The sequence below is a fragment of the Streptomyces sp. Tu 3180 genome (genome assembly GCF_009852415.1).
Classification (GTDB): domain Bacteria; phylum Actinomycetota; class Actinomycetes; order Streptomycetales; family Streptomycetaceae; genus Streptomyces.
In genome coordinates this window covers 4,096,867-4,110,743 of sequence record NZ_WOXS01000002.1, presented here as the reverse complement: position 1 = coordinate 4,110,743, position 13,877 = coordinate 4,096,867, and the positions used below count along the sequence as shown (strand labels likewise).

The 13,877-nt window shown below is 75.1% G+C and carries 9 protein-coding genes, 2 tRNA genes and 1 pseudogene; 6 read left to right on the top strand and 6 right to left on the bottom strand.

Translation table 11 applies throughout. From position 1 onward, the window contains the following. Positions 1-66: 66 nt before the first annotated feature. The gene (locus tag GL259_RS19420; protein ID WP_159534503.1) at positions 67-933 is read right to left on the bottom strand and encodes a bifunctional DNA primase/polymerase; all 867 of its coding nucleotides are present in this window, start codon (positions 931-933) and stop codon (positions 67-69) included. 360 nt (positions 934-1,293) lie between these two features. Between GL259_RS19420 and GL259_RS19415 the strand changes: the two genes are divergently transcribed. The 3 genes from GL259_RS19415 to GL259_RS19405 all read left to right on the top strand — a co-directional run bounded on the left by GL259_RS19415 (position 1,294) and on the right by GL259_RS19405 (position 4,288). Beyond that, positions 1,294-1,617, top strand: coding sequence for a hypothetical protein (locus GL259_RS19415; protein WP_159534501.1), 324 nt, complete (start codon positions 1,294-1,296; stop codon positions 1,615-1,617). A gap of 331 nt (positions 1,618-1,948) precedes the next feature. Beyond that, positions 1,949-2,509 (top strand): SigE family RNA polymerase sigma factor, encoded by a 561-nt coding sequence (locus GL259_RS19410; RefSeq protein ID WP_159534499.1) that lies wholly within the window; start codon positions 1,949-1,951, stop codon positions 2,507-2,509. 135 nt (positions 2,510-2,644) lie between these two features. After that, entirely contained in the window at positions 2,645-4,288 is a 1,644-nt protein-coding gene (locus tag GL259_RS19405) for a long-chain fatty acid--CoA ligase (RefSeq protein WP_159538780.1), read from the top strand. Between the two features lie 91 nt (positions 4,289-4,379). Here GL259_RS19405 and GL259_RS19400 read toward each other — a convergent pair whose 3' ends face one another. Then, on the bottom strand, positions 4,380-5,609 hold the full coding sequence (locus GL259_RS19400; protein WP_159534497.1) for an MFS transporter: 1,230 nt from the start codon (positions 5,607-5,609) through the stop codon (positions 4,380-4,382). Between the two features lie 139 nt (positions 5,610-5,748). Here GL259_RS19400 and GL259_RS19395 point away from each other — a divergent pair, with 139 nt between their 5' ends. Continuing rightward, positions 5,749-6,327: a TetR family transcriptional regulator gene (locus GL259_RS19395; protein WP_159534495.1), complete on the top strand. Its 579-nt coding sequence runs from the start codon at positions 5,749-5,751 to the stop codon at positions 6,325-6,327. Between the two features lie 105 nt (positions 6,328-6,432). On the opposite strand, the pseudogene GL259_RS19390 reads toward GL259_RS19395, so the two are convergent. After that, positions 6,433-11,243 (bottom strand): annotated as a pseudogene (locus GL259_RS19390) (PAS domain-containing protein). Positions 11,244-11,505: 262 nt separating this feature from the next. After that, a complete protein-coding gene (locus tag GL259_RS19385) occupies positions 11,506-12,006 on the bottom strand; it encodes an SSI family serine proteinase inhibitor (RefSeq protein WP_159534493.1) in 501 nt (166 codons plus the stop codon). A 178-nt stretch (positions 12,007-12,184) separates the two neighbouring features. On the opposite strand from GL259_RS19385, the gene GL259_RS19380 reads away from it, so the two are divergent. Together GL259_RS19380 and GL259_RS19375 are read left to right on the top strand one after the other, a co-directional pair. Beyond that, positions 12,185-12,275 (top strand) — tRNA-Ser (locus tag GL259_RS19380). A gap of 198 nt (positions 12,276-12,473) precedes the next feature. Next, positions 12,474-12,546: transfer RNA gene (locus tag GL259_RS19375), tRNA-Arg, on the top strand. A gap of 246 nt (positions 12,547-12,792) precedes the next feature. Here the strand turns inward: GL259_RS19375 and GL259_RS19370 are convergent. Both GL259_RS19370 and GL259_RS19365 read right to left on the bottom strand, forming a co-directional pair. Continuing rightward, entirely contained in the window at positions 12,793-13,341 is a 549-nt protein-coding gene (locus tag GL259_RS19370; RefSeq protein WP_159534490.1) for a potassium channel family protein, read from the bottom strand. Between the two features lie 48 nt (positions 13,342-13,389). Further along, on the bottom strand, positions 13,390-13,827 hold the full coding sequence (locus GL259_RS19365) for a hypothetical protein (protein ID WP_159534488.1): 438 nt from the start codon (positions 13,825-13,827) through the stop codon (positions 13,390-13,392). Positions 13,828-13,877 lie beyond the last annotated feature (50 nt).

Sequence of the window (13,877 nt, the reverse complement as noted above, 5' to 3'; positions counted from 1 at the left end):
GGTGGCGCATCGGGGTCTTTCGGTTCTTCGGGGCGGGACGGGAGGGGGTGGGGGCAGGGGGGGCGGTCAGGGCCGGTGTCCCGTCATCCGCGCCGCCGACGCGATCGTGGCGCGGGCCTCGTGCTCGGACAGGCCGGTGCTGCGGGCCGCGTCGACCAGGGGGTCCACCAGGGCGGGGCCGATGCCGTCCTCGTAGGCGCGGCAGGCCGCCCAGAACAGGCGGGTGTTGCGCTGGCCCTCGTGCGCCGCGAGGACGAACTGGACCAGTCCCCGGCCGTGTCCGCCGGCCGGCGGGGGCGTCGGGTGGTGCGCCCGGGGCGGCGGGAGGAGCAGGCGCAGGAGCGCGGGCGGGCAGGCCGCCGGGGGCAGGTGCGCGGTGCCCGGGAGAGTGGTGTACGTGCCGTGGTCGGTACGGGATCCGGGGCCGACGAGGTAGCCACCGGCGCCCCGGATGTCGATGCCGGGGGCGAGGCGGCCCGCGGAGTTGGGGACGACGACGTCCGGCGGGCCGCTCAGCCACAGGTGGCGGCCGCCGCTCGGGGTCAGGACGACCACCGTGGCGGGGATCGTGAACAGGTGACGAAGCGCCAGTTCGCGCAGGGCGGCGGCGGGGTCCGTGCCGGTCTTCGTGTCCAGGTCGACGCCGATGAGGTGGTGCGGGGGCAGTCCGCAGGCGATGCCGTAGCCGGTGGCGCGGGGCGCGGCGGCGAACAGCGCGCGGATGCGGACGGGGTCGGTGGAGGCGTCGTGGACGCCGTGGCCGAAGCGGCCGCACTCGCCGTGGCAGGGGACGGGGTCGGGGTCGTCGCGGTGCGGGGAGCGCAGGGCCGGGAGCTTCGTCCGGGACAGCGGGATGACGGCCAGTCCGCGCTCGGCGGCTGACAGGGCGTGCGCGAGGGCCAGGGTCGCGGCCTGCCGGTCGGTGGTGGCCATACCTCCATGTTCGTACGTGCGTTCGAAAAAGGAAAGGGGGCCGTGGGGCGACGCGCCGGGGCGGCGAGGCGGGCGGAAGAGGTGCCGGAACGCTTCACCCCGTGCGGGGCCCGGGGCGGCGTCGTTCCCGTGCGGCCGCGAGGTGATCCGAGGGGCGTGGAGGGGTTTATCGGCGGGTCGTCACGCTTCCGTGCGAAGAGCGGCTTCCGGGGTGGTCCGCCGCGGATCCGCTGGGCAACCCTGGTCTCGCGACGTCGTGCACAGCGCCGGGCGGATCGGCCGACTCCCCTGGTGGACAGCCGTACTTCACGCACAAGCGGCCATGGGCCGGTGCGTCCTTTGTTCTGGAGGGAACACAACATGGCAAGCATCCGTACCGCCCGCGCCGTCGCCGCCGTCCTGGCCCTTCCGCTCGCGGCCGCCCTCTTCACCGGCGTCGCGACGGCGGACAGCGGCGCCCTCGCGGACGACGGAGCGAACGCGACGGCCACCAGCGCCGACGCGGGTGTCCTCGGCAGCGGGGTCGGCGGCGACAACTTCGGCGACGCGGCCACCACGCAGCAACAGGCCACCGGCGACGACACCTCGAACCAGAGCAGCACCGCCCAGGTCAACGGGTCCGCGGCCACGTCCCTCAACCAGGGCGACGACAACGTGGCCATCAGCTTCAGCCCGCTGTGGTGAGGGGGTGAGAGGGCCGTCGGCCCTCTGACGGTGTGGGTGTGCTTCGTGGGGTGCAGGACGTCCGCGCGGCGGTGCTCCGGTGCCGCCGCGCGGACGTTTCCGGGGTGCCGGGCGGCACCGGGCGGGCGCCGGGCCGCGCCCGGTGGGCGCCGTGCCGCGCGTCCGTGCCGTCCCCGGGAGCCGTCCCCCCAGGGGCGAACCCGCAGTGCTCCTCCCCCTCACCTCCACCTTCAGGAGGTGCGGCGGCCCCCGCCCCTACAACCTGAGGGGGACTCCGCTTCGGGACCTGCGGCCGATCCGTCGGACATGTCCCCGCTCATAGCGTTGAGCCATGACCACACCCGTCTGCACCAGCGCTTCGAACGCCGCCGCCCCGGTGACGCAGACCCTCCCGTACCCGTCGTTCTCCTCGTACATGAGGGCCCGCCAGCCGGTGCTTCTGCGGACCGCCCGGTCGCTGACCGGGAACCCGAGCGACGCGGAGGACCTGCTGCAGACCGCGCTCACCAAGACGTACGTCGCCTGGGAGCGCATCGAGGACCACCGCGCGCTCGACGGCTATGTGCGCCGGGCGCTGCTGAACACGCGGACCTCGCAGTGGCGCAAGCGCAAGGTGGACGAGTTCGCCTGCGACGAGCTGCCCGAGCCGGAACCGGTGCCCGGCGGCGACGACCCGGCCGAGCAGCAGGCGCTGCGCGACGCGATGTGGCGGGCGATCACGCGGCTGCCCGCGCGGCAGCGGGCGATGGTCGTCCTGCGGTACTACGAGGACCTGAGCGAGGTGCAGACGGCCGAGGTGCTCGGAGTGTCGGTGGGCACGGTGAAGTCGGCCGTGTCGCGGGCGCTGGGCAAGCTGCGCGAGGACCCCGAACTGGGGTTTGTTCGGTCCTGAGGGAAATTGTCGCGCCCCGCGGCAAGGTCGATCCCCGCTCCCCTAGTGACATACCGCGCGGTATGTGCGCAGAATCAGCGCAACCCTTACCGCCGCGCAGGCAATGTCGCCCAGGAGGACGCCGTGCTGAGCACCATGCAGGACGTACCGCTGCTGATCTCGAGGATCCTCAACCACGGGTCGACGATCCACGGGACCTCACTGGTGACCACCTGGACCGGCGAGGGCGAACCGCACCGCCGCACCTACGCGGAGATCGGCGCCCGCGCGGCGCAGCTGGCCCACGCCCTGCGCGAGGACCTCGGCGTCGCCGGCGACGAGCGGGTCGCCACCCTCATGTGGAACAACGCCGAGCACGTGGAGGCGTACTTCGCGATCCCCTCCATGGGCGCCGTCCTGCACACCCTGAACCTCCGCCTCCCGGCCGAGCAGCTCGCGTGGATCGTCAACCACGCCGCCGACCGGGTGGTCCTGGTCAACGGTTCGCTGATCCCGCTGCTCGCCCCGCTGCTGCCGCACCTGAAGACCGTCGAGCACGTGGTCGTCTCCGGCCCCGGGGACCGCTCCGCGCTGGCCGACGCCTCCGCGCAGGTGCACGAGTACGAGGACCTGATCGCCGGGAAGCCGGCCGCGTACGACTGGCCGGAGCTGGACGAGCGCGCCGCCGCCGCCATGTGCTACACCTCCGGCACCACCGGCGACCCCAAGGGCGTGGTCTACAGCCACCGTTCGATCTACCTGCACTCCATGCAGGTGAACATGGCCCAGTCGATGGGCCTGACCGACCAGGACACCTCGCTGGTGGTGGTCCCCCAGTTCCACGTCAACGCCTGGGGCCTGCCGCACGCCACCTTCATGACCGGCGTCAACATGCTGATGCCCGACCGCTTCCTGCAGCCCGCGCCGCTCGCGGAGATGATCGAGGGCGAGAGGCCGACCCACGCCGCCGCCGTCCCCACCATCTGGCAGGGCCTGCTCGCCGAGCTGACCGCCAGGCCCCGGGACGTCTCCTCCCTCGGCCAGGTCACCATCGGCGGCTCGGCCTGTCCGCCCTCCCTGATGGAGGCGTTCGACGAGCTGGGCATGCGGGTCTGCCACGCCTGGGGCATGACGGAGACCTCCCCGCTCGGCACCATCGCCCGCCCGCCGGCCCACGCCGCGGGCACCGACGAGGAGTTCGCCTACCGCCTCACCCAGGGCCGCTTCCCGGCCGGCGTCGAGGCCCGGCTCACCGGTCCCGGCGGCGAGCGCCTGCCCTGGGACGGCGAGTCGGCGGGCGAGCTGGAGGTGCGCGGCCCGTGGATCGCGGGCGCCTACTACAACGGCCCCGACGCCGAACCCCTGCGCCCCGCCGACAAGTTCAGCGAGGACGGCTGGCTCAAGACCGGCGACGTCGGCACCATCAGCCGCGACGGCTTCCTCACCCTGACCGACCGGGCCAAGGACGTCATCAAGTCCGGCGGCGAGTGGATCTCCTCGGTGGAGCTGGAGAACGCCCTGATGTCCCACCCGGACGTCGCCGAGGCCGCCGTCGTCGCCGTCCCGGACGACAAGTGGGGCGAGCGCCCGCTGGCCACGGTCGTCCTCAAGGAGGGCGCCACCGCCGACTTCACCACCCTGCGCGCCTTCCTCCAGGAGGAGGGGAAGATCGCCAAGTGGCAGCTCCCGGAGCGCTGGACGGTGATCGCGTCGGTGCCGAAGACGAGCGTGGGCAAGTTCGACAAGAAGGTGCTGCGCAGGCAGTACGCCGAGGGGGAGCTGGACGTCACCCGGCTCTGACGCGGATCCCGGCACCGGGTGCGCCGGGTGGCGGGCCGGCACCGGCCCGCCACCCGGCGCGTCCCCGGTGCGGGGGCGTACGGCGACGGGGTCACCGCCGCCCGCGCGACACCGCCGTGCTCCCCCACCCCAGGGCCAGCCAGACACCGGCCACCGCCGAGACCCCGCTCCAGCCGAAGTGGGCGAAGGCGCTCCCCGCGAGGGCGGAGGCGGTGGCGCCGCCGGCGAAGCCGGAGACGACGTAGGCGGTGTTGGCCGCGGCCGGGCTGGACGTACTGGTCAGGGCCAGGGTCTGGTTGGCGACGTGCGAGGCGACCAGGGCCGCGTGGATCGCGACCGCGGCGACGAACAGGGCCCAGAGGACGTGCCCGCCCAGCCAGAACAGCGGCACGGAGACCGCCGCGAGCAGATACGCCCCCCGCACGACCCGGGCGGCGCCGAAGCGGTCGACCATCCCGCCCGCCAGCGGCGCCACCGCGCTCGCCGCGAGCCCGAGGAGGCCGAAGAGACCGGCGGTGGCGGTGGACAGGCCGTAGGCCGGGCCGGTCAGCAGCAGCGCGAGGGAGGTCCACAGGGCGCTCCACGCACCGAACATCCCCGCCTGGCGCACGGAGGCGCGCCACAGGTCGGGCGAGCGGCGGAGCAGCCCGGGCAGGGCGGCGAGACCGCCGAACAACGAGCCGGCCCGTTCCCGCCGCTCGGCGGGCAGGACGAGGGCCGTGGCCAGCCCGAGGGCGAGGGTGAGCAGGGCGGCGCCCGCGAACACCCAGCGCCAGCCGAAGGCCTGACCGGCGAGCCCGCCGACGACCCGGGCCGCGACGATGCCGGTGAACAGGCCGGCGATCACGGCGGCGACATGGCGGGCGCGGCGTTCGGCGGGGGCGCGTTCGGCGACCAGCGGGACGAGGAGCTGGGGGACGACCGTCGCGGCCGAGGCGACGAACACGGCGCCCGCGAGCGCGCCGGTGCCGGGGGCGGCCGCGCCGGCGACCAGGGCCAGGGCGGTGACCACGGTGAGGACGGCGACCAGCCGGCGCCGGCTGGCGGTGTCACCGAGCGGGGCGAAGAAGAGCAGCCCGACGGCGTAGCCGAACTGGGCGACGGAGGCGATCCAGGCCACGGCGGACGGGGTCGACCCGAAGTCGCGGGCCATCAGGGAGAGCAGCGGGGCGGCGAGGTAGATGTTGGCGGCCGTGACCGCGCTGCAGACGGCGAGCAGGGTGAGGAAGAGCGCGGAACCGGGCCGCCGCGGCGCCCCGGCGGCCCGGGCGGGCGGCTTCCGGCCCTGGTGGGTGGTGGTGTCGGTGGTCGCTGATGACATGAACGGGGAACCCTTCGAGCCTGTTCGAGTCCGCTCCAACAACCAACCGGTTGGTTGGCTGTTGGGTGGAACAGTCTGCGCTCCGTCCGGATTCCCTGTCAACCAAACAGTTGGTTACTTGTCGCGCTACCCTGTCCCCATGGCAGCAAGGGACCCCGAGGCCACCAGGGCCCGGATCTTCGAGGCGGCGGTCGCCGAGTTCGCCCGCCACGGCATCGCCGGCGCCCGCATCGACCGCATCGCGGCCGAGGCGAAGGCCAACAAGCAGCTGATCTACGCCTACTTCGGCAACAAGGCGGAGCTGTTCGCGATCGTCCTCGAGAAGAAGATGCTGGACCTCGCCGAGGCCGTCCCCGTCGACCCGGACGACATCGAGGGCTGGGTCGACCGCCTGATGGACTACCACGCCGCCCACCCCGAACTGCTGCGGCTGCTCTTCTGGGAGGGCCTGGAGTACGGCACCGACGAACTGCCCCACGAGGCCGGGCGCCAGGAGCACTACGTCCGCAAGGTCGCCCTGCTCAGGGACGGCCAGGAGCGGGGCGTCGTCACCGACGCCATTCCGGCCGGGGACCTGCTGTTCCTGCTGACCGCGGTGGCCAACTGGACGGCCGTCGTCCCGCAGATGCGCCGCATCCTGGTCGGCGACGGGGCCGAGGACCGCGACCGGCTCCGGGCCTCGGTGAAGGAGGCGGCCCGCCGCCTGGTGGCCCGCTGACCGACCCGCCCGGCACCGCGCGACGAATCCGCCCGGTGCCGCGCGGTGAACCGGACCGCGCCCCTGGGCCGGAGCCGGCCGGGGCCGGGCGGCTCCGGCCGGGGCTCAGTTGGTGCCGATGCGGGCGAGCAGGTCGACGATCCCGGCCTGCACCTCGGCGCTGGTGGACCGCTCCGCGAGGAACAGCACCGTCTCGCCGGACGCCAGCCGCGGCAGGTCGGCCTGGTCGACGGCGGCGGTGTAGACGACGAGCGGAGTGCGGTTGAGCTGCCCGTTCGCCCGCAGCCAGTCGATGATCCCGGCGGACCCGGCCTGGCGCCGGTGCACCTGCACCAGGTCCATCACCACCAGGTTCGGCCGGAACTGCCCCGCCAGCGCCACCGCGTCGGCGTCGCTCGCGGCCCGCGCCACCTGCATGCCGCGCCGCTCCAGCGTCGCGGTCAGCGCCAGCGCGATCTCCGCGTGCTCCTCGACCAGCAGCACCCGCGGCGGATGCTGCTCGCTGTCCCGCGGCGCGAGCGCCTTCAGCAGGACGGCGGGATCGGCGCCGTACGCGGCGTCGCGCGAGGCCTGGCCGAGCCCGGCCGTGACGAGCACCGGCACCTCGGCCGCCACCGCCGCCTGCCGCAGCGACTGCAGGGCCGTACGGGTGATCGGCCCGGTCAGCGGGTCCACGAACAGCGCGGCGGGGAACGCCGCGATCTGCGCGTCGACCTCCTCGCGCGAGTGCACGATCACCGGCCGGTAGCCGCGGTCGCTCAGCGCCTGCTGCGTGGAGACGTCCGGTGCGGGCCACACGAGCAGCCGGCGCGGGTTGTCCAGCGGCTCCGGCGGCAGCTCGTCGTCCATCGGCTGCGGACGCGGCGTGTCCGACACCTCGACCGCCCCGCCCGGACCGTCCAGCGGCTCGGGCCCCTCGGCGGCGTCCGCGTCCGGCGCGCCTATGGCGTACGAACGCCCGGTGCCCTCGGTGCCCGGTGCGAGCCGGGACTGGCCGGCGAGCGAGTGCTGGGGCTGGTGCTGAGCCGGCACCTGCGCCGACGCGGGCGCCGGGGCCGGGGCCTGCGCCGGCGTCCGGGCGGGGGCGGGCCCCGGCCCCGGCGGGTGCGGGCGCGCGCCCTGCTCGGTGCCCGCGGCCGGGTCGGGACGCGTACCGAGCTTGCGGCGACGGCCCGAGCCGCCCGGCTGCTGCGGGGGCGGCGTGGCCGACGGCAGCGGCTGCTGGACCTGGGCGGCCTGCCGGGTGAACGGCACGCCCTGCCCCAGCGTCCGCACGCTGATCGCCCGTCCCTGCGTGGAGTTCGGGTCCACCGGCACCGCGGTCTCGGCGGGCAGCGGCTGAGCGGCCGTCCGCTGCACCGGCGCCGGCACGGCCTCGGGAGGCAGCGGGGTGCCGGCGGAGGGGGTCGGCTGCGGCGGGGCCGGGTTCGGGGCCGGGGGCACGGGCGTACCGGCGCCGGAGGTGTCCCCGGCGGCGGGCCACTGCTGCGGGGCCGGGGTACCTCCCGGCGGAGTCCCCTGGCCGGGGGGCGCCTCGGCGGGCAGCGGCTGGGCGGCGGCCGGCTGCTCGGAAGCGGCGGGCACGGCCTGGGGCTGAGCGGGTACCGGCGCAGGTGCCGGCACCTGGGCGGGCGGCTGGACCGCCCGCACCTGCGGCGCCTGACCGGGCACGGGAGCGCCCTGCGGGGGAACGGCGGCGCCTTGCGGAGGAACGGGAGCGCCCTGTGGCGGCACGGGGGCGCCCTGCGGGGGAACGGCTGCCGGAACGGCGGTGCCCTGCGGAGGAACCGGAGCGCCCTGCGGGGGGACGGAAACACCCTGTGGCGGTACGGCGGCCCCCTGCGGGGCGACGGCCGCTCCCTGCGGAGGCACGGGGCCACCCTGCGGGGCGACGGGGGCACCCTGCGGGGGAACGGCGGCGCCTTGCGGAGGAACGGGAGCGCCCTGCGGCGGCACGGGAGCGCCCCGCGGCGGCACGGGGGCGCCCTGCGGGGGAACGGCTGCCGGAACGGCGGTGCCCTGCGGAGGAACCGGAGCGCCCTGCGGGGGGACGGAGACGCCTTGCGGCGGCACGGGGGCACCCTGTGGCGGCACGGGGGCGCCCTGCGGAGGCACCGGCACGCCCTGCGGGGGCACGGTCACCCCCTGCTGGGGCACGGATCCCCACTGCGCCGGAGCGCCTTCCCCGGGAACGCCCTGCACCGCACCCGCCTGGGCCGGGGCCTGCACGGGCAAGGGCACGGGCGCGGGTGCGGGCATGGGCGTGGGGACCGGCGCGGGCGGGTTCGCCCCGCCGTCCTCCGCCGGCTGGGCGGCGGCGGCCCGTCGGCGGCGGCCCGTCGGCGCGCTGGTGGGATGCGGCTGCGGCGGGGTGTGGTCGTCGGCCCGGTCGTGCGGGACGGCGTCGTGGCGGCCGTCGTCGGCCGGGGCGTCACCGGGGGCGGCGGGTCCGGACCCGCCCGCGTGCGGCGCCCGGCCCTCCTGCGGGGCCGCGGCCTGACCGAGCACCTCGGCCTGCCCGGTCCGCTCTCCCTGGTCCGCCTCGGCGGGCGGCAGCGCGAACACCGTGCGCGGCGCGGCCTCCTGCGCCGCCGCACGCTCGTTGGCGGCGGCCAGCGCCCGCCGGCGCCGCCCCGTCGGCTGTCCCTGTCCTTGCTCCTGGGCGGCCCGGGACGCGTCGGCCGGCGCACCGTTCCCGCCGGACGGCGCGGGCAGCGCCGGCGGCAGCGCGTGCTGCTCGCCGGACTCGTGCCGGGCACGCGGCCCGGAGGGCGCGGGCACCCCCTGCGGCGGTACGGTCCCGCCCAGTCCCGTGTTCGACGCGGCGGCCCCCGCCGCGTGCTCGGCGGCGGTGACGACGGCCCCCTCGGACACCCCGGCACCACCCGCACCGGCACCGGCGAGCTCCACCGCACCGCCGGTCGCACCCGCGGCCTGCGCGCCCTCGGCCGGCCGTCCGCGCCGCCGTCCGGTACCGCCGGAGACCGCCGCGCCCTCACCGGACGCCGGGGCCGGCGGCTGCGGCGGCGCGGGCTCGGCGGCAGCGACCGCCCGGCGCCTGCGCCGTCCGGTGGGCGCCGCGGCCTCCGTGCCGGAGGCCTCGTTCGCGCCCGGCACCTCGCTCTCCAGGAAGGCGTCCACGGAGGCACGCCGGGCCCGGCGCCGTCCGCCGCCGGGGGCCGCGCGGCGTCGTCGGCCGCGGCGGCCTCCTCGTCCGCCGGAACGACGGGCGCCCCGGCGGCCGGAACGGCCCCCGCCCCGCCCCCGATCGGCACCTCGAGGACGAACGCGCTGCCGCTCATCCCCGGCACCTCGTGCGTCTGCAGCACGCCGCCGTGCGCCCGGACGATCCCGCGCACGATCGGCTCGTGCACCGGGTCGCCGCCGCTGTACGGGCCGCGCACCTCGATGCGGACGACCTCGCTGCGCTGCGCCGCCGCGACCACGACCGTGTTGTCCAGGTAACCGCCCGCCGAGACGGGGGTGTTGCCGGTCGCGTCGACGCCCGCGACGTCCGCGACGAGGTGCGCGAGGGCGGTCGCGAGCAGCCGGGGGTCGACCTCGGCCTCGATGGGCGGCGCGTGCACGGCGAACTGCACCCGCCCGGGCCCGACGAGCTCGACCGCCCCGTCCACACCGGCGGCGACGACGGCGTCGAGCATCACCTTCGTCCGGTTGATGCCCTCGGTCCCGGCGTCGAGGCGCTGGTAGCCGAGGACGTTGTCGATGAGGGTGGTGATGCGGGAGTAGCCGGCCGACAGGTGGTGGAGCACCTGGTTGGCCTCGGGCCACAGCTGCCCGGCGTCGTCCGCGGCCAGCGCGGCCAGCTCACGGCGCAGTTCCTCCAGCGGGCCCCTGAGGGACTGCCCGAGCAGGGTGAGCAGCTGTTCGTGCCGGGCGGCGAGGGCCTCGTAGCGGTCCTTCTCGCGCTCACCGAGGGCGGCGTACCGCTCCTCGTGCGCGGCGAGCTCCTCCGCGTGCTTCTCGCGCAGCTCCTCCACCTCGGTGACGTGGCTCTGGCGCAGGGCGGTGAGCTCGGAGCCGTGCTCCTCGGCGAGGCGCTCCAGCTCCTCGGCGTGCCGCTGCTCGGCCTCCTCCTTCTCCTTGACCAGCGCGTCGTGGGGGCGCCGGTCGGTGAAGGTCATGACGGCGCCGACGAGCTGGTCGCCGTCGCGCACCGGCGAGGTCGTCAGGTCGACCGGGATCCTGTCGCCGTTCTTGGCGTACAGGACCTGCCCGCGCACCCGGTGCTTGCGCCCGGAGCGCAGGGTGTCGGCGAGCGGGGACTCGTCGTAGGGGAAGGGGGAGCCGTCGGCGCGCGAGTGCAGGATGAGCGTGTGCAGTTCGCGCCCGCCGAGCTCGCCGGCCCGGTAGCCCAGTATCTGGGCGGCGGCCGGGTTGACGAGGACGATCCGGCCGTCGGTGTCGGTCCCCACGACGCCCTCGGCGGCGGCCCGCAGGATCATCTCGGTCTGCCGCTGCGAGCGCGCCAGCTCCGCCTCGGTGTCGACGGTGCCGGAGAGGTCGCGGACGACGAGCATCAGCAGCTCGTCGCCGGTGTAGCCGTAGGTGTCGTACGCCTGCTGGCCGGTCTCCAGATTCGCACTGGTGACCTCGACCGGGAACTCGGTCCCGTCGGTCCGCCGGGCGATCATCCGCGTCGGCTTGGTCCGCGCCCGGGGGTCGATGTGGTCGGGCCGCCGCATGGACCCCGGGATGAGCTTGGAGTCGAACTGCGGCAGCAGATCCAGCAGCCCGCGCCCCACCAGAGCCGTGCCCGGGGTCTCGAATGCCTCCAGGGCGATGGTGTTCGCGTTGACGACGGTCCCGTTGGCGTTGACCAGCACCAGGGCGTCGGGAAGCGCGTCCAGTATGGCTGCGAGGCGAGCAGCGCCTCGGGATGGCCTGCTGCTCACGAGACGCTTCCTCCCTGTTACCGCGACGTGCCGACCGCTCGGGCCATCTTGCCAACCTGCCCGCAGCGTGTCACGCGAGGGAGTCTAAGGGCTGAGGTTGCGCTCGCGATGCCGGATGGGACGCAGGTCGCACGAGGAAGTGACGGCGAGGTGACGTCCGGATCGCCCGAAACGCGCGACGGCCTGCACCGACGCCGTCCGAACCTCCGCAGGACCTTTACCTCCCCCGCGCCCCGGTCCGCCGGCGCACGCCCCGGTCCGCTCACGGACGTCCCGCGGAACGCACCTCGGGCAGCAGCGGCACGAGCCGGTCCCAGCGGGCGATCCCGCATCCGTCCCCGCGGTCGAACGTCGCGTCGACGGGTCGCCCGGCCCAGGTGCCGGTGACGCGCGCGGTGGCCGGTCCGCCGTACTGCAGGGTGCACACGGCGTCCCGCGGCACCGGGGCGAAGGCGTCCTCGCCCCACCGCGTGCTCCGGTCGGCGGCGGCACAGGCCCCGGCGGGGTCGGGGTGGCTGCCGCCGCTGGGCCGGCAGCGCAGCTCGTACGTCCCGTCCACCCCCTTCCCCGCGTCGCGCACGGTGACGGTGAGGCGGTCGCCGGCCGGCGGCAGCTCCCGGGCGTACGACGCCGGGGGCGCCGCGGACAGCGAGGCGAGGGCGGCGGCGAGGGCGGCGGCGCCGGCGAGGATCCGCCGCAGCGCGGGGCGGGCGGCGGCCCGGGAGGCGGGACGGTGGATGTCCGGAAGGTTGACCTGCAGCATGACCTGACCAACGCGCGAGGACACGAGACGTTGCGCCACGGCGACCTGCCGGGCGGAAGGGCTTTGCCCTGCGGGCTCCCGGCCTAGTACCGTGGGGGGCGATTGGTGACGGCCCGCGTGGCTGTGTCATCATCGGCACGCACCACCCGCTCGCGCTCGCGCGTGGAAGGTCGTGCGAGGAGGCGTCGCCTAGTCCGGTCTATGGCGCCGCACTGCTAATGCGGTTTGGGCCTTAAAGCCCATCGAGGGTTCAAATCCCTCCGCCTCCGCCTCGATCACGAAGCCCCGGTCCATCGGACCGGGGCTTCGTCGTCACCGCTCCCCGATGAGGGCTCCGGTCTGCATGTGCGCAGGTCACAAGGGGTGGGCCGAACGGATTTCACATGACGGCGGCAGTCATGTAATGTTCTTCCTGTCGCCGCGAGCGGGCCGAAAGGGCCGGGAGCGGCGAGAAAAATGAAGAACAAGCACTCGTAGCTTAACGGATAGAGCATCTGACTACGGATCAGAAGGTTGCAGGTTCGAATCCTGCCGAGTGCACACAGACCAGAGGCCCCGGAGAGATCCGGGGCCTCCGGCGTTTGCGCACCGGCGCACCGGCGCACCGGCGCACCGGCGCACAGAGCCCGGACGGGGCCGGCTCCGACACCGTGGACCCGTGGGTGAACTGGTGGAGCGGGTGGACGAGTTCGACCGGGTGATCGGGCGGTGGGAGTTCGTCCCGGACGGGGTGACGGCGCTCGATCGGTATCCGGCGTCCGGGCGGGACGGGTGACTCGGGGGCACTCAGGGGGCGTCGTTCCGGTGGGTGCTCTCATGGCGGCGGAGGGCGTTGCGCAGGTGGCTGCTCAGGGCGGTGGCCGCCGCGGTGAGGAAGACGAAGGCGTAGAGGATCTGGAGGATGGTGACCAGGCGGGCCGCCTGGCCGTGGGGGGTGATGTCGCCGTAGCCGACGGTGGCGAGGGTGACCACCGTGAAGTAGAGGGCGTCCAGGCGGGTGGTGAGACCGTGGAATTCACCCGGGCGCTGGGCCAGGGCCTGGTAGGCGGTCGCGAAGACCAGGACGGACAGGCAGATCAGCAGGGGGATCACCAGTCCCGGGCGGACCTCCGGGCGGTCGAGCAGGACCTGGACGACCTGCCTCAGCAGCAGGAGCGCGATCAGCGCGAGGGCGAGGCCGAAGAGGGTCCAGCTCAGGGCCGGGTGGCGCGGTCCGAGGTGGTCCAGGGGCAGCAGGAAGTAGGCGGTGACGAGGAGCGTCACGCCGCCGAGCTGGGTGAGCCAGGGCCAGGTGACGCTCCACGCCCCGGAGGACGCCGTGCGGTTGCCTGCCATCGGTGCGCGGGGGCGGGAGAAGACGGCCGGGAGCGGTGAGCGGCGGTCCTAGGCGCGTGACGACTCGCGGCGCGGTGCGCACAGGGCCCAGATGATGAAGCCGTCGATGACGATCAGGGCGATCGACCACACCGGGTAGTAGGGCAGCCACACGAAGTTGGCGATCATGCTCAGTCCGGCCAGTGCGACGCCCGCGACGCGGGCCCAGGTGGCGCCCCGGAACAGGGCGATGCCGGCGGCCGTCACCAGGGCGCCGAGGATCAGGTGCACCCAGCCCCAGCCGGTCAGGCTGAACTCGTACGTGAAGTCGGCGGTCGTGACGAAGAAGTCGTCCTGGGCGATGGCCGCGATGCCCTGGAAGATCGCCATGATGCCGCCGAAGGTCATCAGGGCGGCCGCGGCCGCCGTCCAGCCCGTCGCCCAGGCGCTCTCCGCCTCCCACCCGGCCCGGTGGTGGCGCGTACCGGTGACATTGCTGCTGGCCATGTGCTCACCCTTTCGGTTGTCCCCGAGCGGTGCGGTACCCCTCCAGGCTT

What these genes read in the sequence shown, in the direction of transcription:
- GL259_RS19420 (WP_159534503.1), bottom strand. Translation starts at nt 933, where the DNA reads ATGGCCACCACCGACCGGCAGGCCGCGACCCTGGCCCTCGCGCACGCC.
- GL259_RS19415 (WP_159534501.1), top strand. Translation starts at nt 1,294, where the DNA reads ATGGCAAGCATCCGTACCGCCCGCGCCGTCGCCGCCGTCCTGGCCCTT.
- GL259_RS19410 (WP_159534499.1), top strand. Translation starts at nt 1,949, where the DNA reads ATGACCACACCCGTCTGCACCAGCGCTTCGAACGCCGCCGCCCCGGTG.
- GL259_RS19405 (WP_159538780.1), top strand. Translation starts at nt 2,645, where the DNA reads ATGCAGGACGTACCGCTGCTGATCTCGAGGATCCTCAACCACGGGTCG.
- GL259_RS19400 (WP_159534497.1), bottom strand. Translation starts at nt 5,609, where the DNA reads ATGTCATCAGCGACCACCGACACCACCACCCACCAGGGCCGGAAGCCG.
- GL259_RS19395 (WP_159534495.1), top strand. Translation starts at nt 5,749, where the DNA reads ATGGCAGCAAGGGACCCCGAGGCCACCAGGGCCCGGATCTTCGAGGCG.
- GL259_RS19385 (WP_159534493.1), bottom strand. Translation starts at nt 12,006, where the DNA reads ATGCTGCAGGTCAACCTTCCGGACATCCACCGTCCCGCCTCCCGGGCC.
- GL259_RS19370 (WP_159534490.1), bottom strand. Translation starts at nt 13,341, where the DNA reads ATGGCAGGCAACCGCACGGCGTCCTCCGGGGCGTGGAGCGTCACCTGG.
- GL259_RS19365 (WP_159534488.1), bottom strand. Translation starts at nt 13,827, where the DNA reads ATGGCCAGCAGCAATGTCACCGGTACGCGCCACCACCGGGCCGGGTGG.